This is a genomic window from Flavobacterium sp. (genome assembly GCF_035456225.1).
Taxonomy (GTDB): domain Bacteria; phylum Bacteroidota; class Bacteroidia; order Flavobacteriales; family Flavobacteriaceae; genus Flavobacterium.
The window spans coordinates 1-17,563 of record NZ_DATIDM010000217.1; the positions used below are offsets into that span (position 1 = coordinate 1).

Annotated in this window: 16 protein-coding genes; 11 read left to right on the forward strand and 5 right to left on the reverse strand. The window is 38.4% G+C overall.

Features of this window, described 5'->3' with window-relative positions; translation table 11 throughout:
- Window positions 1–225: 225 nt before the first annotated feature.
- From VLB74_RS12595 to VLB74_RS12605, 3 genes are read right to left on the reverse strand one after another with little or no spacing between them, the layout of a single operon-like run.
- A complete protein-coding gene (locus VLB74_RS12595; protein WP_325203806.1) occupies window positions 226–690 on the reverse strand; it encodes a hypothetical protein in 465 nt (154 codons plus the stop codon).
- Window positions 691–699: 9 nt separating this feature from the next.
- Window positions 700–2,037 (reverse strand): DUF5689 domain-containing protein, encoded by a 1,338-nt coding sequence (locus tag VLB74_RS12600; RefSeq protein WP_325203807.1) that lies wholly within the window; start codon window positions 2,035–2,037, stop codon window positions 700–702.
- A 13-nt stretch (window positions 2,038–2,050) separates the two neighbouring features.
- Window positions 2,051–4,921 (reverse strand): TonB-dependent receptor, encoded by a 2,871-nt coding sequence (locus VLB74_RS12605; protein ID WP_325203808.1) that lies wholly within the window; start codon window positions 4,919–4,921, stop codon window positions 2,051–2,053.
- Window positions 4,922–5,343: 422 nt separating this feature from the next.
- On the opposite strand from VLB74_RS12605, the gene VLB74_RS12610 reads away from it, so the two are divergent.
- The 7 genes from VLB74_RS12610 to VLB74_RS12640 all read left to right on the forward strand — a co-directional run bounded on the left by VLB74_RS12610 (window position 5,344) and on the right by VLB74_RS12640 (window position 12,388).
- Window positions 5,344–6,450 carry an endonuclease/exonuclease/phosphatase family protein gene (locus VLB74_RS12610; RefSeq protein WP_325203809.1) on the forward strand — a complete coding sequence of 369 codons (1,107 nt, stop codon included), beginning with the start codon at window positions 5,344–5,346 and terminating at the stop codon, window positions 6,448–6,450.
- Window positions 6,451–6,514: 64 nt separating this feature from the next.
- Entirely contained in the window at window positions 6,515–7,054 is a 540-nt protein-coding gene (locus tag VLB74_RS12615; RefSeq protein WP_325203810.1) for a 3-hydroxyanthranilate 3,4-dioxygenase, read from the forward strand.
- Window positions 7,055–7,202: 148 nt separating this feature from the next.
- The gene (locus VLB74_RS12620) at window positions 7,203–8,129 is read left to right on the forward strand and encodes a magnesium transporter CorA family protein (protein WP_325203811.1); all 927 of its coding nucleotides are present in this window, start codon (window positions 7,203–7,205) and stop codon (window positions 8,127–8,129) included.
- Between the two features lie 82 nt (window positions 8,130–8,211).
- Window positions 8,212–9,759 (forward strand): L-piperidine-6-carboxylate dehydrogenase, encoded by a 1,548-nt coding sequence (amaB, locus tag VLB74_RS12625; protein ID WP_325203820.1) that lies wholly within the window; start codon window positions 8,212–8,214, stop codon window positions 9,757–9,759.
- 59 nt (window positions 9,760–9,818) lie between these two features.
- The gene (locus VLB74_RS12630) at window positions 9,819–10,991 is read left to right on the forward strand and encodes a ligand-binding sensor domain-containing protein (protein WP_325203812.1); all 1,173 of its coding nucleotides are present in this window, start codon (window positions 9,819–9,821) and stop codon (window positions 10,989–10,991) included.
- A 43-nt stretch (window positions 10,992–11,034) separates the two neighbouring features.
- Entirely contained in the window at window positions 11,035–11,412 is a 378-nt protein-coding gene (locus tag VLB74_RS12635) for a carboxypeptidase-like regulatory domain-containing protein (RefSeq protein WP_325203813.1), read from the forward strand.
- An 85-nt stretch (window positions 11,413–11,497) separates the two neighbouring features.
- The gene (locus VLB74_RS12640; protein ID WP_325203814.1) at window positions 11,498–12,388 is read left to right on the forward strand and encodes a CPBP family intramembrane glutamic endopeptidase; all 891 of its coding nucleotides are present in this window, start codon (window positions 11,498–11,500) and stop codon (window positions 12,386–12,388) included.
- A 53-nt stretch (window positions 12,389–12,441) separates the two neighbouring features.
- Here the strand turns inward: VLB74_RS12640 and VLB74_RS12645 are convergent, their stop codons facing one another.
- Window positions 12,442–13,014, reverse strand: a complete 573-nt coding sequence (locus tag VLB74_RS12645) for a PhnA domain-containing protein (protein WP_023573041.1) — start codon at window positions 13,012–13,014, stop codon at window positions 12,442–12,444.
- A gap of 76 nt (window positions 13,015–13,090) precedes the next feature.
- On the reverse strand, window positions 13,091–13,819 hold the full coding sequence (locus tag VLB74_RS12650) for a metallophosphoesterase family protein (RefSeq protein ID WP_325203815.1): 729 nt from the start codon (window positions 13,817–13,819) through the stop codon (window positions 13,091–13,093).
- Between the two features lie 167 nt (window positions 13,820–13,986).
- Between VLB74_RS12650 and VLB74_RS12655 the strand changes: the two genes are divergently transcribed.
- The 4 genes from VLB74_RS12655 to VLB74_RS12670 all read left to right on the forward strand — a co-directional run bounded on the left by VLB74_RS12655 (window position 13,987) and on the right by VLB74_RS12670 (window position 17,552).
- Entirely contained in the window at window positions 13,987–14,175 is a 189-nt protein-coding gene (locus VLB74_RS12655) for a hypothetical protein (protein WP_325203816.1), read from the forward strand.
- 376 nt (window positions 14,176–14,551) lie between these two features.
- Window positions 14,552–16,270 carry a tetratricopeptide repeat-containing sensor histidine kinase gene (locus VLB74_RS12660; RefSeq protein ID WP_325203817.1) on the forward strand — a complete coding sequence of 573 codons (1,719 nt, stop codon included), beginning with the start codon at window positions 14,552–14,554 and terminating at the stop codon, window positions 16,268–16,270.
- Between the two features lie 31 nt (window positions 16,271–16,301).
- Window positions 16,302–16,964: a response regulator gene (locus VLB74_RS12665; protein WP_325203818.1), complete on the forward strand. Its 663-nt coding sequence runs from the start codon at window positions 16,302–16,304 to the stop codon at window positions 16,962–16,964.
- Between the two features lie 129 nt (window positions 16,965–17,093).
- A complete protein-coding gene (locus tag VLB74_RS12670) occupies window positions 17,094–17,552 on the forward strand; it encodes a hypothetical protein (RefSeq protein ID WP_325203819.1) in 459 nt (152 codons plus the stop codon).
- Window positions 17,553–17,563: the final 11 nt, after the last annotated feature.

The following is a 17,563-nucleotide window of genomic DNA, read 5'->3' on the forward strand; positions in this document are numbered from 1 at the left end:
ACCAAAGGAATTTATCTTTTAAAATGCTTGGATAGCTCGGGGAATGGCAAAGAGTTTACGATAATTAAGGATTGATTTAATTAGTTTGAAAATATTTATAGCCCTTATACGCAATATTGGATTAGGGTTTCCTACAACAGCTATTTGTTTTCCAGTAAGTTATTGTAAATGTCGGAAATAAAAAAAGCGCCCAAAATAGGGCGCTTTTTCAGTTTTTGAATCTAATTATTCGCTTTTGCTGAACTTTACAAAAGTTAGTTCATGCGTATCTTCATCTGTGAATGAAATCTCCATAGTATCATAAGTTAACGATACAAGGGTTTGAGACTTTTCTACCTCAGTCGGAACACCGTCTATTTCTTCAGTAGTAGTCAAAACTAACATTTTTCCATCTTTTCTGTAAGTACCTTCTGTTACATCACTGTCACAGGTTGTGCCATTGTATCGAAAATCGGTGTTACTGAAACTATAGTCTCCATTTAAAAGTAAGTTGTCAAGATCACATTGAGCGTCATTTTCGTACGGTGTGTACAACATGATGTTATTTGAGTCAACAGTTCCGATTTCAACAGGTATCCATTTACCCGCTAAATAATTCGGTTGTACAAAATTTGTGTCATCATCATTTTCGCAAGAGAAAAGAGCAATGGATGAAACGGTAATTGCAAATATTTTAAAGTAGTTTCTCATAGTATCAAATTAGTTACCGTACACTTTTAAATCATCAACTTGGAAAGCACCGTCATAAAGCGTATTTGTTCCTGAACCCGTAAATTTGAACGCAACATAAACATTTCCTGAATAAGCCGATAAATCGACAGCACCAGAACTTACGAATTGGTACCATGGTGTACTTTGAGTTGGTAAAGCAACCGTTACTTCAGTCCATGTAGCTGCCAATACGTTTGTTCCGTCAAAATCTGTTGAAACGTATACTTTCAAGCTGTTTTGTGGAGCGTCAACATCCAAATGGTGTTGTGCTGTTCTGAATGTGAAAAATTCATTAGTAGTAGCATCAAGATTAATGGCAGGAGAAACCAACCAAGAAACATTTAAAGCATTACCTGAACCAAATGAGCTTAATTCCGCATAACCATTACCGGAGAACACTTCTTCTTTCCAAAGTTTTGTTCCTGTTTCAGCAAAATTCACCCATCCTGGGATGTTTAAATTGGTATTGTCAATAGCAGTTTGAAAATCTTCTGTATAGAAAGCTTCTAATCTTTCACCATCCAACATAATATCTCTTTCCGTTCTTGCAAGGAATTGGTAGTCAGAACCAAATTTGGTCATAACACCTCTTACTTTTCCACTTCCAGGAGCAACCGGTTTGTAAGCAAAATTAGCGAAACTGCTTGTTCTGAAAATAACAGAATTCCCTTCGGCATCTTCTAATAAATGGTTCGTAGCACCTCCTATGTCATTAGACGCATCATAATAAGTAGTTGTAATGGCAGCATCAGAAAACTGTACTGCATCAATTTCAATTAACTTGTTAAGCATAGCATCTGTTTTAGCCTCAGCGATAGTAACGTGTTGTACTAATTCGTCTTCGTTAACAATTGTACAAGAACGCTCTAAAGCTCTTTGGTATTGTGATGCAGACAGTCGGCCAACCTGTGCACTTCCGTTGCTCACATAGATTCCTCCAATTCGCATACCACCATCACGGATGTCGGTATACAAATCTTTCATTCTGATCATCACTTTTCTACCCGGCTCAAAGTTTGTAAAAGTGGAAGTAACGTCTACAGGAACACTAAAAGCGTCTGATCCGTCAAGTGTTTGGAAAGAAATGGATTTGTAAAAATTTCCTCCCTCGTCGCTCGAAGTGATATAAGCTTCGATAACATCATCTTCAAGGTATTGCGCTACGTTGGTTGCAGCAGGAATTTCAGAAACCTCTTTAGTTTTAACTAAAGTTGTTTCAGTACACTCAAGGTTTGGTGTGTTGTAATCGTCACCATTTACACATCCTGTTAAAGCTGTTCCCAAGAAAGCAATTAATAACGCTGATTTTATAATTCTTGTTTTCATGTTTTTTTTAAAATTAGAAGTTAATGTAAAGGTTAACAAAGTACGTTCTTCCGTAACCGTAGAAATATTTAGGAGCAAAAGCCGGAGTTCCGCTTGATACATCCTGATTTAATTCTCTGTAAGATGCATTTCTCGCCTGTTCGTAACCGCCTGTTTTGTATTTGATATCGAATAAGTTGTTCAATGAAGCAAAGAAACCGATCATCTGTTTCCCTATTTTCCATGATTTTCCTCCAGTAAGGTTAACCAAAGTTAAATCGTCAAATTTCTCTTGTTTAAGCAATTGGCGTGCTCTTTCTTCAGTTGCTTCAGGGAAAGTTGCACCTTCGCTACTCTCTGGGTTAACGAAGAAATTGTCAGTTCTTAAAATTGGAGCGATATCAATGTAGCGGTCTGCTAAATAGTTAACGTTGGCGCCAACCCACCAGAAATGAGGATCACGGTATTCCAATCCGAAGGAAGCTGCTTTTTGCGGCGTGCCCGGCTGGAAATAATTTTTCATTTTAGATTCACCGTAGTTCGTTACCGGTGCCAAATTAGTATTTGAACCAAGCTCATCAACAGTTAAGGCAACATTCGGGTTGTTGTCATACGTGTATTGTCCAAAAGTACCCGCGGCCGTAGCTTTGATGGTTGAAGTTAACTGGTATTCAATTCCAAGTTCAACTCCCATGTTCTTTTTGTCAATTCCCGTAACGGTTTCTGCAACGAAGTTACTTGATTCGTCTGTAGTATCCGGGTTACCGTCGTCTACAGAGATTCCGTCTGCAAAGAAGAAAGAGGTTTCTGTTGCATTTTCTGTTTTAGCATAGAAAGCGGTTAAACGCGCTTTTACTTTTGATGATCTGAAAATATAACTTGCATCGGCACTTGAGATGGTTTCACTGCTCAATCCCGGAACAGTATTGTTGCTTACACGCGCATTAGGGAAAGTGTTTCTCAAAGTAGGCGCTTTCGACATTCTTACACCATTAACAGTGAATAAGTGATTTCCTGTAAGTTTGTAAGTCAAACCTCCTTTGAAACCGAAGTTGTCAAATGCCATCTTTTTGCTGTCACCGAAAGAGTTTCTTGGATAATATCCGTTTCTGTATAAACCTTCTCTTAGGTATTCGTTTCTTGCAAATGTCTGTGCTAAATAGAAGTCAAATTTTCTGTATGTAAATTTGAATTGTGTGAAAGCATCAATAGCAGTTGCATATAAATTGTAGTTGTAACCATAAGTGTCACCTTCTCCTACGATTCTTCCCGGGTTGTTTAAGTCAGATTCGATCTGATTTGAATTTGCTCCGAAAGTATTGGTGTCTTTGTAGTAATCACCACCTAATAAATCCAATAATGTTTTATGGTTGTGTGATTTTAAATGTCTGAAGGTTGCCCCAGCATTTAAAGTGATGTTATCTGCAATTTGAGAATTCAAAATAGAATTTGCCGTCCATGTAGTGTCATCGGTTCGGTCTTCGTATAAAACATACACACTGTTTCCTGCCGATGTTTTTGAGTTTGCATCATACATTCCGTCCCAGTTCACCTGTCTTTGGTTAGGATCAAGGAAAGTTGCCACGCTTGGATCAGAAGCACTGATAAGATCAGGGGTGTGAATACCTCCCAAACCGCCAGGTAAATAAGCCGAAGGATCGTTATCGTTTACGAAAGCCGGATCGTTATTGTATAGCGAAAGGTAATAGCTAGGAAGGTTTCTGTAATAAGTCGGATCTGGGTTGGATACGCCTTGGAAGTCAATTCTGCTGTTTCCAACAGTTCCCGTTTGGACAGCTACATTGGTGTTTAAACTTGTTTTTTCGTTCATTTTCCAATAATGGCTTAACATTACGATTGGTTCCTGAACGTCTTTATCTCTTGAATTTCTTTTTTTACCGTCTTGCCAACCCCAGTAAGAGTTGTATTTTATACCAGCCATATCGCTTACTTCATCTGTGTTTGGTGAATTTTTCCCACGGCTGTTTTGTGCATAAATAGAGGTAAAGTTGATGCTGTGATTGTCGTTGATTCTTTTTTCAACACTGGCAAAAAGAGAACCTGCACCGTAGTCTGTTCCTTCGAAGTAGCCTTCTTCTGCCCATCGTCTTGATGCGGAAATCACAAAAGCCCATCCTTTATTGTTCATTCCGGAAGCAAAAGTTCCCATACTTCTCCAGCTGTAGTTTGTATTGGTGCTTGAAAATGAAACACGCGCTCCGGGTCTGTAATAGGAAGCTCTGGTGTTGATTTGCTGCGTACCTAAAATACCTCCAAAAGTATAATCAGAAGGCGTAGAACCCATGGTGAACTCCTGGTTGCGCATCGCATCGTTCAGACCGCCCCAGTTGCTCCATTGTGGTCGGCCGTCATACAGTTTGTTCATCACAATCCCGTTGATCATTGTGGTTCCGTGTTCGTTGTCTAAACCACGGATTTGAAAACGCGCCGTTCCCCAGTTGAATGCCGCTGCCTGTTGGTATGCGTCACGGGAGGCCTGTAATAGTCCCGAAGTACTTTCGGAACCGCTGTTGTCGTCACCTAAATCGTTGTCAGTGATTACAACCAGGGCTAATCGTTGTTCTGCGGTAACGTCTTCTTCTAAAACGATAACGCCTAAGTCAACGGTTTCCCCTTTTTTAATTTCTATTGTAAAAGTTTGAGGCACATAACCGCTGCTTCTAATCAATAATACCTGATTACCTTCGGCTGCGGCGGTGAAAGTGAATTCTCCAAAAACATTGGTTACCGTTGACTGGTTCGTGCTTTGGATGGTTGCAAGAGCATTTTGTAGTGCTTTCTGCGTTTTTGAATCGACAACCTTACCTTTCACTGAAGGAACCTGTTGTGCCCAGGCAAAAACGACTTGCATTACAAGTAAAGTACAAATTACAAGTTTTTTCATAAATTAAATTAAAGTTAATCTCCTGTTTATTAAAGAAAAAGAAGCTAAGGGGCGCAAATTTACGTGTTTTGAAACAACTTGCAATAGTTCTGTTATATATTTTTACAAAACTTAATCATAACTTAATCATAAATTTTTTTTGTTTTTTTGGGGATAAAAACAGTAAATAGATGTAATTAACTGATTGCTAATTAAGTAAAAGTGAAATTTTGTTTTTTCATATAGCTTTGTTTAGTGAAAATTTATTAACCCAATAAAAGTAAACATTTTGGTATTATTATGTTACATTTGTTGCCCAAAAAATAAAAATCGGAAATGGGTTTTAATTTGTTTGGCAAAATATTTGAGTCGGAAGAATAAAGGTATTTAAAAGTGCCATTCAGTCAATGAATTTAATATTAACAAAATTAGGTAATCAATTTATGAAGAATAGAATTATCATTCTGTTTGCCTTGTTATTGAGCGGAATTTCTGGCATAGGTCAGAATCAGGGCAAGAAATTTGCAGTTCAAACAGTAGCTTTTTACAATTTCGAAAACCTTTTTGATACCATCAATCAGGCCAACAACGATGAGGAATGGCTTCCCAATGGAGCCCAAAACTGGACAAGTGCCAAGTATAAAAAGAAGCTGGAAAACTTAAGTCGTGTTTTGTCTGAATTAGGAACCGGTGAATATCAGAAAGAATCCCCTGTTTTAATCGGAGGCAGTGAAATCGAAAACAGAGGTGTTTTGGAAGATTTGGTTAAACAACCTAAATTAATTGACAAAAATTACGGCATTGTACACTTCGAATCGCCTGACAAACGTGGTATCGACGTGGCTTTGCTTTATAAAAAAGAACACTTCCAGCCGTTGAGCTATAAAAATATACCTTTGATGATCTATGAAAACACAGGTACTGCCAAGGATAAAAAAGAAGAGGAAGAGAAAACAGACGATAATTCTCAAGCAGATGCTAAATCAAAACGAATCTATACTCGTGACCAGTTGCTGGTGACCGGTTTGTTGGATGGAGAAGAGATTAATGTAATCGTGTGTCACTGGCCGTCGCGTTCGGGAGGGGAAAAGAAAAGTGCTCCATACCGTGAAGCCGCAGCAGCGTTGACCAAAAAAATAACGGATTCACTGCAACGAATTAAACCGGAAGCCAAGGTAATCATCCTTGGGGATTTGAATGACGGAAGTTTCAATAAGAGTGTTAAGGAAGTAATAGGTGCCAAAGGGAAAAAGACAGACGTGAAACCTTTAGGGGTTTACAACCCATTTGAAAGCATGGCCAACCAAGGGATGGGAACCATCGGTTACCGCGATGCTTGGGATATTTTCGATATCATCATGATTACAGAGCCTTTCATTAAAAACGATTACAGTTCCTGGAGATATTGGAAGGCGGGTATTTACAATAAACCGTTCCTGATTACAACCACCGGACAATATAAAGGCTATCCGTTGCGACATACGTTGACCGAAGTAGGTTTCAGCGATCACTTCCCTGTTTACATTTATCTGATAAAGGAAGGAAAATAAAAAAGTAAAGCCGGCGGAAGTCGGCTTTTTATTTTTGTAAATTAGCGGAGCTAAAGATAAAATTATGGCAATTCAAAAACCATTCAATCTCAATCAGTGGATTGACGAAAACCGACATTTGCTGAAACCACCCGTAGGCAACAAAAACATTTATGTGGATTCTGATGATTATATCGTAATGATTGTGGCAGGACCCAATGCCAGAAAGGACTATCATTACAATGAAACCGAAGAGCTTTTTTATCAGCTGGAAGGAAACATAAAGGTTGTTATTCAGGAAGACGGACAACGCAAGGAGATGGAATTAAAGGCTGGCGATATGTACCTTCATCCGGCCCGAATACCACATTCTCCTGTTCGCAGTGAAGGTTCCATCGGATTGGTCATCGAAAGAAAACGCGCCGGCAAAGGTTTTACCGACGGATTGCTTTGGCATTGCGATAACTGCAATCATAAATTACACGAAGTGTATTTCGAATTGAAGGACATTGAAAACGATTTTCTTCCTCATTTTCAGCACTTTTACAATTCCGAAGATTTACGCACCTGTTCCGAATGCGGAACCGTTATGGAAACCGACCCTAGGTTTACAATTAAGAAATAATTAAGGTTTATTTCGTTAAAAGGGAGTACTTTCGCAAAAAATTTCCAAAAAATTTCCAAAAAAATGGACGATTATCTGAGGAACAGTACTAATTAAAGGATCGGCTTTTGAATCATAAAGGGCCTTTCCCAAATAGGCGCATACTTTTATGATTAGATTTTACAAAAGTCAGGACGGATTATTTTCGACTGATATTCAGGGGAAAAACTGCTGGATCAGCGCAGTTAGCCCAAACCAAGAAGAAACCCGCTATCTGTTGGAAGAATTACAGATTCCGGAAGCTTTCTACAACGACATTGCAGATATTGACGAACGCCCGCGTATCGAAATCGAAAACGGCTGGGTACTTATTATTCTCCGGGTTCCCTTTAAAACCAACGATGCAAAACTGCCCTACAATACGGCGCCCATCGGATTGATGTTCAAAGACGATGTGTTTGTCTCGCTGTGTTTTCAGGATTGTGAGCTGCTTGAGGACTTCGTGATTTACACCCAACGCAAAAAAGCAGGAATAAATGACTCGTTCGATCTGGTGCTGAAGCTGCTCCTTTCTTCGAGCATTTGGTTTCTGAAATACCTGAAGCAAATCAACCTCCTTATCAAAGCCGCGGAAGATAATCTGGAGAAATCCATCCGCAACGAAGATTTACAGCAATTGCTTCAAATTGAAAAATGTTTGGTATATTTCATAACTTCTTTAAAAGGAAATGACGTATTGTTCCATCGGATTAAAAACCTCAAAAATTTTAAAGAAACCTACAATCCGGAATTATTGGAAGATGTGGGAATCGAATTGCGCCAGGCGGAAGAAACCACGAACATTTACAGCAACATTCTTACGGGAATGATGGATGCGTATGCTTCGGTAATTTCCAACAATCTGAATGTAATCATGAAACGGCTGACATCGATCTCTATCATCCTGATGATTCCGACGGTAGTGGCCAGTTTTTATGGGATGAATGTGCCTAACAATCTGGAAAACAACAGCTTCGGGCTTTGGATTGTATTGGCCGTTTCCATTGCGATTTCAGGAATCGGGGTGTTTCTTTTTAAGAAGAAAAATTTGTTTTAACGTATTTTTTGTTATAAAACATTGATAAAAAGCGTAGCTTTGCAAAAATTTAAAAAAAACCGACATAGACTATAAAATAATGATAACAACAGCAGTAGACCAATTTGGTATTCAGGAAGCCTTGGAACAACTAGGCTTAAAAGAAATAAATGAAGGAGCTTCAACCGGTTCCAACTGGTTTTCCAACGGAAAAATCATCGAATCGTATTCTCCGGCAACGGGTGAATTGATCGGAAAAGTAAAATCGGCTACAAAAGAAGATTACGAAACAGCCATGAGTGCTGCAGAAGAAGCTTTCAAAACATGGCGTTTGTTACCGGCTCCGAAACGTGGTGAAATTGTTCGCCAAATGGGTGAGGAGTTGCGTAAAAATAAAGAAGCTCTTGGTAAATTGGTTTCTTTTGAAATGGGAAAAAGCCTTCAGGAAGGTCTTGGCGAAGTTCAGGAAATGATTGATATCTGTGATTTCGCAGTAGGTTTGTCCCGTCAGTTACATGGTTTGACAATGCATTCAGAGCGTCCGATGCACAGAATGTACGAGCAATGGCATCCGTTCGGGATTGTCGGAATCATTTCGGCATTCAACTTCCCGGTAGCCGTTTGGTCTTGGAACACGATGTTGGCCTGGATTTGCGGAGACGTTTGTATCTGGAAACCAAGTTCAAAAACACCTTTGTGTGGTGTGGCATGTCAAAACATCATCCAAACCGTATTGGAAAGAAACAATCTTCCGGAAGGAATCAGCTGTTTAGTGGTTGGTAACGAATCGGGTGATTTGATCAATAACGACAAACGTATTCCGTTGGTATCGTTCACAGGTTCTACAAGAATCGGTCGTCACGTATCGAAAACTGTGGCAGAACGTTTCGGAAACACCATCCTTGAATTAGGAGGAAACAATGCGATCATCGTTTCAGAAAACGCCGATTTATCCATGGTATTGGTAGGAGCGGTATTTGGAGCGGTAGGAACAGCCGGACAGCGTTGTACATCCACCCGTCGTTTAATCATCCACGAAAGTGTATACGATAAAACGTTAGACGTATTGAAAAATGCTTACGGTCAGTTGAAGATCGGAAATCCTTTGGATGAAACCAATCACGTTGGACCGCTAATCGACAAAGGTGCGGTTCAGGATTACCTAAACGCTATCGAAAAAGCTAAAGCAGAAGGCGGAAGAATCATCGTTGAAGGCGGCGTATTGGAAGGAGAGGGTTACGAAAGCGGCTGTTACGTAAAACCATGTATCATCGAAGCTAAAAACGAATTCGAAATCGTACAGCACGAAACGTTTGCACCGGTTTTGTATGTGATGAAATACAGCACGATTGAAGAAGCTATTGCGATTCAGAACGGAGTTCCTCAAGGATTATCCTCTTCAATCTTCACCAACAACATGAGAGAAATGGAGTTGTTCCTTTCTGCTGCGGGTTCCGATTGTGGTATCGCTAACGTAAACATTGGTACTTCCGGAGCTGAAATTGGTGGTGCTTTTGGTGGTGAAAAAGAAACCGGTGGTGGCCGTGAATCAGGATCGGATGCTTGGAAAGCCTACATGAGAAGACAAACCAACACGATCAACTACGGAACAGCGCTTCCGTTGGCGCAGGGAATCAAATTTGATTTTTAATTGATCGCTTAAATAATTAGGAAACCGACTTTCATAAGTCGGTTTTTTTATGCAATTTTATGTCAGAATGGAAATGGAAGCGATGGCTCCAAACCAATAATCAATACGATAAACATATGGCTAATCAAAAGAAAGCGGTAAGGCAAATGATAAAAATTCCTTTATTATTACTGTGTATCCATTTTTATTCTTGTAAGGAGCAAAGCAAGCCTATAAGCATAGTCAGTAATAATACCGAACAGCAAACAGTTAAGCGCATCAATACATTCGAAGCCAATGAAGCTGTCGAAATCGATAAGAACATTCGGAGTATTTTTCAGGATAAAAAAGGCAATTATTGGTTTGGCACAAATGATGCAGGAGTGTACCGCTATGATGGCACGAAATTGATACAATTTACTGAAAAAGACGGGCTGTCCAACAATCAGGTTCAAACCATTCAGGAAGATAAATTCGGAAACATCTGGTTTGGCACCGGTTTATTTCGTGTTAGTCGTTTTGACGGACAAACTTTTACCACTCTTGTTCCTCAATTAAATACCAACCCTGGCAACAATTGGAAAGCAGAACCTGATGACCTATGGTTCTATGGTGGGGTTGGAGCTTTTCGCTATAGCAATAATTTATTTACTTATTTGTCTTTGGCTGATGCTGATTATAAACTTAAAGACGCGCAAAATTCACCCTACAACCTTAGTCCTTATGCGGTTTATTCTATTCTGAATGATAAAAAAGGAAATCTTTGGTTCGGCACTCAAGCCAAAGGAGTTTGTCGTTTTGCCGGAAAATCGTTAACTTGGTTTACCGAAAAAGGCTTGAGTGGTCCGGCTGTGCTTAGTCTGTTTGAAGATAGTAAAGGAAACATATGGTTTGGAAATAATGGTTCCGGACTATTTCGGTATGATGGAAAAACGTTGGTCAATTTTACGGAAGAAAAAGGACTTGGCAACACTGAATTCAGAGTTTCAGGTAAAGCGAGTTTAGGGACTCTGGCTCGTATTTATTCCATAAACGAAGACAATAAAGGCAACCTTTGGATAGGTACCGTTGATGCAGGCGTTTGGAAGTATGACGGAAATAAATTAACCAACTATTCTGTAAAAGACGGACTTACAAGTAATGCCGTAAACACAATTTATAAAGATCAAAAAGGTGACCTTTGGTTCGGGACGGACGATGATGGTGTGTGTAAATTCAATGGAAAATTTTTTGCCGAGTTTGTTGTAAAATAGTGAGCAAAATCCCCGTAATCATAAACAGGCGGGACGAAATCCGATGAAAAAAATATTTCTTTTACTGTGTCTGATGCCACTGCTGATGGCGAATCAGTGTAATGACGACGATGACGGCCATCAGGTTAACTGTACCGAGGAAGCCCGCGCCGGACTCAATGTAACGGTGATGGATGCTGCCACTCATACGGTTTTGACGGAAGGCGTTGTGGTGGTAGCTACAGAAGGAACCTATTCCGAAACACTCGAACTTATTCCGGGTTCGGATGTTTTTTCCGGTGCCTGGGAAAGACAGGGCAATTACATGCTCACGGTTACGAAATCGGGGTATCAGACCTATACATCCGAAACCATTACGGTTGATGCCGATGTCTGCCACGTGATTCCGCAAAGTATAATGGTACATCTTATACCGGAATAAAGAACAGTGTTTTGTTTTTATACGATTATACGTAATATTGCAATCCGGCTCATTTGGGTCGGATTTTTATTTTTAAAGAAAATGTATGTTTAAAAAGCTTGAAAACTATCGTCACAATTGGATACTTGTTTTAGCGATTGGTTTAGTTGCAGTTTTTGGTCTGATGAATTTGTTTTTGGATGTAAAACCACCTATGGGCAGAGTCAATCAGTTTGACAGTATTCCGATATTGGGTTTGCTTATATTTGGATCTGTTATAGCTCCCGTCCTGGAAGAATTGTCTTTTAGAGGATTCTTTTCCAACAGCAACAAATTGAGAGTACTCGCTTTAATTGGGTTTTTATCTTATACTGGTTTTGTGTTTTATTCGAAGTACTCGGCTACATTTGCGGTTTTCAATACACTTATTTTTTTAGTGTTGATAACGCTTTGTACAAAATTTAAAAGCAATATAATTTTTGCTCTTTTTGTTATCACCAATGCAGTTGTTTTCGGTTTGATTCATTACAGTGCTGAAGATTTTAGTAATGGGAGTTATCCATTCGTTTTGATTCAAACGGTATTAGGTTTGTTTTTAACCTGGATAACAATTAACAGCAAGTTGTCAATAGCGATGATCTTTCATGGTACATGGAATCTGATAGCATTAAGTATAACGTTAGCGAGTCTTCAGTTTGTTTTGGAGGAAAAGACGGTGATTGAAAAAGATAATATGAAAATTACCTATCAGCAGGTACCGGTTTTAGGTTCCAATGCCACTACGGTTACTAATGAATCGGATAAGGTTATAGGGAAAAACGTTACAATCAAAACACTATTGGATTTGGCTTTAATTGAGCCGAATTTAAAAGATAAGTATTCATCTGTCATCCCTATGGCCCGTTATGATTTCACCATTGAATTCAAAGATGAAAAACGAGATTTCGAAAAAGTTCTAAAGATTCTTCAAGAGAAAGAAATGGTTATGAAAAATTAATATAAAAAAACCCGACTCACACGAATCGGGTTTTTGTTTATAGTAGTTGAAAATTATTTCGTCTTCTTCACATACTGCGTAAGGATAACGATATGCTGTCCTTCGACTCTTCCTTCAATCTGTTCGGCATTGTCCCAAACCAGTTTGATGTTGTGTACTGCCGCACCACGTTTTGCTGTGAAATTGGCGCCTTTTACGTCCAAATCTTTAATCAGTACCACAGAATCCCCATCGAACAAAATATTGCCGTTGGAATCCTTGTGAACGATTTTGCCTTCGTCGTCGTCACCTTCTCCGGTGGCTTTTGCCCATTCCAACGCCTCTTCGTCAAGATACATCATCTCTAAAAGGTCGTTCTTTTTCAAACGGGTAAGCATTCTCCAGGAAACGATCTGCACCGGCAAATGCTCGCTCCACATGCTGTCCGAAAGACAATGCCAGTGGTTAGCGTCGGTAGTTTCCGGGTTTTCAATCTGTCCCACACAGGTTTTACAGGCTAAAATGCTGGTTTCTAAACTTTCTTTATTCTCGGGAGGAAGGTTGTATACTTGTAAATCATGCGGGTTACCACACAATTCGCATTTCGAATCACTGCGGTCTTTTAGTTTTTTTTCAATTACGCTCATCGTTGTTGTTTTAAAAGAAGCCAATAGCTACGGTTGAGAGTTTGCTATGGCTGAAATCAGGTGCAAATATACAAATTTAGTTCCGACCTTTTTCGTTGGGATACAAATCGGGCAGCGGTGAACTCTGCCAGAATTCCTTGGTATCGACATCCATAATGGTCAGTCTTCCTTTAAAGGCCGCACCGGTATCGACGTTCCAAACATTGGCACGGTTTACCGGAACCGAATACCCAATTCGGGTCACGGGCGTATGACCGATAAAGATTTCTTCATAGAGGGAAAAGCGTTTCGGATAAAACAAATCTTTTCGCGAAAGCGTTTTGTCCATGGACAGCGCGGCTTCCCATAAAGTGCGGTCCCAGCAGAACATTCCCCTGAAATACTCATATTCCACCCCTTTTTGATTGGTAAATCCGGCATGCACGAACAGGCGGTTTTTTTCGTCCAGATGATAGTCGTTCAGTCTGGTAAGGAATTCAATATGGTCCGAAATCCTGTCGGGATCAAATTTTCCGTACACATCCACGGTGGATTGTCCGCCATGCACGCGCCATTCTTCATTGTCATGCCCTTCCGAAAGCCAGCGCAGTAGCATTTCTTCGTGGTTGCCCTGAATGAAAACACAGTCGTGGGTTTTGTCCAATTCGATAAGGAAATCAATTACAAAAGGGGTGTCGTTCCAACCGTCCACAAAATCACCGAGAAAAATAAGTTTGTCGTTGGGTGTTACGTGAGCCCGTTCCAAAACCTGTTTTAGTGCTTTGAGTCCGCCGTGTATGTCACCTATTACCAGAGTCCTGCCCATTGTTTATCTGAATTTTAGTCAAATTTCTAAAAAACAATCGGGATTATCAAACGCTACAGAAAATACTTTCAAAATTAACATTTTTTGATGAAAAGCCGGAATAGCGTCGGTGGGTGGAAAGATAGTTTTGCGACCATTAAACAAATAATTTAAACACTCCGTAAAAAATGAAAAGAGTAACGCTTGTATTTGCCTTTTTTGTCGCCTTATTTTTATTGCAATCTTGTTCGGTGGATGAGATGGAAACATCCCGAAAGCAAACTCCTGAAAATCTTGATTATGCGGATGTCATGAAATTACAGGATTCGGCATCTAATGAGGGGTTTGAGCCTCCAATTATCAAACCTTCTAAATAATTATTTTGTAAGAAAAATTTTTTAAATTAATTTTAGCAAAAATATATCCTGTTATTGTTTGAAAAAGTTAATTCTTTTAGTTGTAATTCTTTTTGTTTTTTTTAATTGTAAAAGAAACGATACTGAAAATAATTTTTCTGATAGAAAAACTGAATTAGATTTTTTATTGGAAAAATCTAATGATTTTGCATATTCAAAAAAAGAAAGACTTTTATACACGAATAGAGCATTTACCATTTTAAAAAAGAATTTAGATGTAACGTCTATTGAATATTTATTTAAAATTGCTGACAGATATTACAACATTGACGAAAACATAAAGTTTTACAATGTTTCTAAAAAAATCCTTGAAATTGCTAAAACATCAAATGATTCAATGAATATTGCTAAATCATTGGGTTATATTGGTGATTACCACTATTACGATTTTAGATATGATAGCGCATACTTTTACTATTCTAAAGCTGAAAAAATACAAAGAGGGAATAATAAGAAGTTTGTGTTAGATAATAGAATTAAATACAACAAAGCGAGTATCCTTTTATTTGAAAAAAATTTTGCTGAAGCAGAAGTAGAGTTTGTTAAAGTTTTGAAAACAGCAAAGTTAGATAAGGATGAGAAGATGATATACGATTGTTATTTAGCTTTAGGAATAGCACAACGAAGTATGAATAATAATCAGGGGGCAATTGAATATTATTATAAGGCTTTAAAGCAAACTGATAATCTGAAAAATGATTCGCAATATAATCTGTTGAAAGCTCAACCTTATAATTATATAGCATTAGCTCTTCAGAATGAACGAAGATATTTTGAAGCTATTAAAATTTCTGAAATTGGATTAAATGTATTTAATTCTAAAGAGATAAATCCAACTTTTTATTGTTATCTAATCAATACATATAGCTATTCAAAATTTAAATTAGGTGATGACTCAAGTTTAGAATATTTTAAAAAAACTTCTATAGTAGGGGATAGTCTTGGAAATATTCACATTCAACTAAACTCAAAGTTATATCTTTCCGAATATTATCAATCTAAAAAAGACAGCGCATTAGCAAAACAATATGCCAATGAAGCCAGAACGCTTGCACACAGCAACAAAATTTTCGAAGACGAACTGAAAGCCCTGGAACTTCTGGCTAAAATTGACCCTCAAAATGATTCTGCGTATAACAAGAGGTACATTATATTAAACGACAGCCTCCAAAACGTCGAACGCGCTACCCGTAATAAATTTGCGAGAATCGAGTTTGAAACCGATGAAATCACCAACCAAAAAAATTTGGTCGAAGCGGAGAATGACAAATTACTGGCACAGCGATGGATGATCGTAGGATTTAGCCTGTTTTTCATTTCCTTACTGATATTGCTGTATGTTTCTCATTTGCAACGCTCTAAAAACAGGGAACTGCAACACCTTCAGCAACAACAAAAAGCCAACGAAGAAATTTATAAATTAATGTTGGATCAGCAGCAGAAAATCGAAGAGGGCAAACAAATCGAACAGAGAAGAATTTCAAAAGAATTACACGATGGCATTATGGGAAAATTAACCGCCATTCGACTGAATCTTTTTGTATTAAGTAAACGAAGCGACCCCGAAACTATAGCTCGGTGTGTGGAACGTGTTGATGAGATTCAAGACATCGAAAAAGAAATTCGAAAAATTTCCCACGACTTGAACCATAATCTGTTTACCGATGTTTCCGATTTTAAATTGATGGTTGCCAATCTGATGGAGGCTGCCAAAGGGCATTCCCAGTTACAATTCAAACTGATTATTGACGAAAAAATAGACTGGAACGCGGTAAACAGTGTTGTGAAGATGCAGGTGTATAGAATTTTACAGGAAGCTTTACAGAATATTCAAAAATATGCTGATGCCAAAAGTGTTTGCATTCGAATGGCCCGGGAAGAAGGTCATCTGACGATTTCGGTTACCGATGACGGAATCGGATTTGACCCCAAAACAATCAAACCAGGAATCGGACACAAAAATATGCAGGAACGGGCCACTGAAATTAACAGCGAACTTACCATTTGGTCCGAAATCGGAAAAGGTACCCGGATAAATTTGACAATTGTAACATAATTATATATTTTTGTGTGAAATATAACATTAAATGACTGTTAAAATATTGTTTGCAGACGATCATCCACTGCAAATCCTGGGTTACAAAACAATTTTAGACTACAACAACCGTGGCTTCGGCATTGAAGCGACAGAATGCTACAACTGCAAAGAAGCGTATTCGGTGCTAACTAATAAAGTCAATCCTCCTGATTTCGACATGGTTTTTCTCGACCGAAGTATGCCGGCTTATGAAGAGGAAGGGATTTATTCCGGAGAAGACCTGGCCGTTTTGGTGAAAAAGAACCTTCCGCAAGCCAAAATTGTTATACTCACTTCCCACGCCGAGTCTTTCATTGTTTATGATATTGTAAAGAAAGTAAATCCGGTGGGACTGCTTATTAAATCCGATTTCAGCGGAGACGAGTTGTTGTCGGCTTTCGATTCCATTTTAAACGGTGAAACCTATCACAGCGAAACGGTAAAAAAAGCCATAAAGGAACTCCTTTCCAGGGAAGAGTATCTGGACAGTATCAATCGCCAAATCATCATGCTGATCTCCCAAGGCTTTAAAACCAAAACGATTGCCGGTGAAGTCAACCTGACCGAAAGCGCCGTGGAAAAACGAAAAGCCAAAATCAAGGACTATTTCTGTATCGGCAAAGGCAATGATGAAGATATCATCCGTGAAGCAAAAAAATTAGGATTTATCTGATTTAACATTAATTGCGGAAAAACCACAACTCCCTCTTTTTTCATGATACTACTTTTACCACATCAAATTACTGCAGAAAAATTTGAAGTTAAAAAGTAAAGTAATAATCATTAAAAGTTAAAATTTAAAATGAAAAAATTAGTATTTGGGTTTGTTGTAATGTTAATGTTTGTTTTATCAGGAAACGCTCAAACCAAAGCGGTAGGAGAAGTTCTTACCAATTCCTTAGTCAATCCGAAGATTCAGATTACAGGTAAACTACATAAACAAAACCCTAAAAAAGATGGAACTGTTTGTGAATGTATGAGTTGTTTTGGATTATGCGACGTTAACATTGTTGTTACAGCTGAAAAACATTCAAATTTAACCGTAGGGAGTTATGATTTGGTGTTCTATGTAGTTGAAGACATTAAGCATGCTGAAGATGTTATGTATATCGATGAAGATTTAACAAGTAGCTATAATAACCAGAAGATTGTTATTAAAAAGGGTGAGTATAAATACATTAAAGAGCGTAGTGAGATTGATGTTAACGGTAAAAAACTAATCTCATACGGGTATTCGACATTGAAAATTGAGATAAAATAAATAAAAAATTA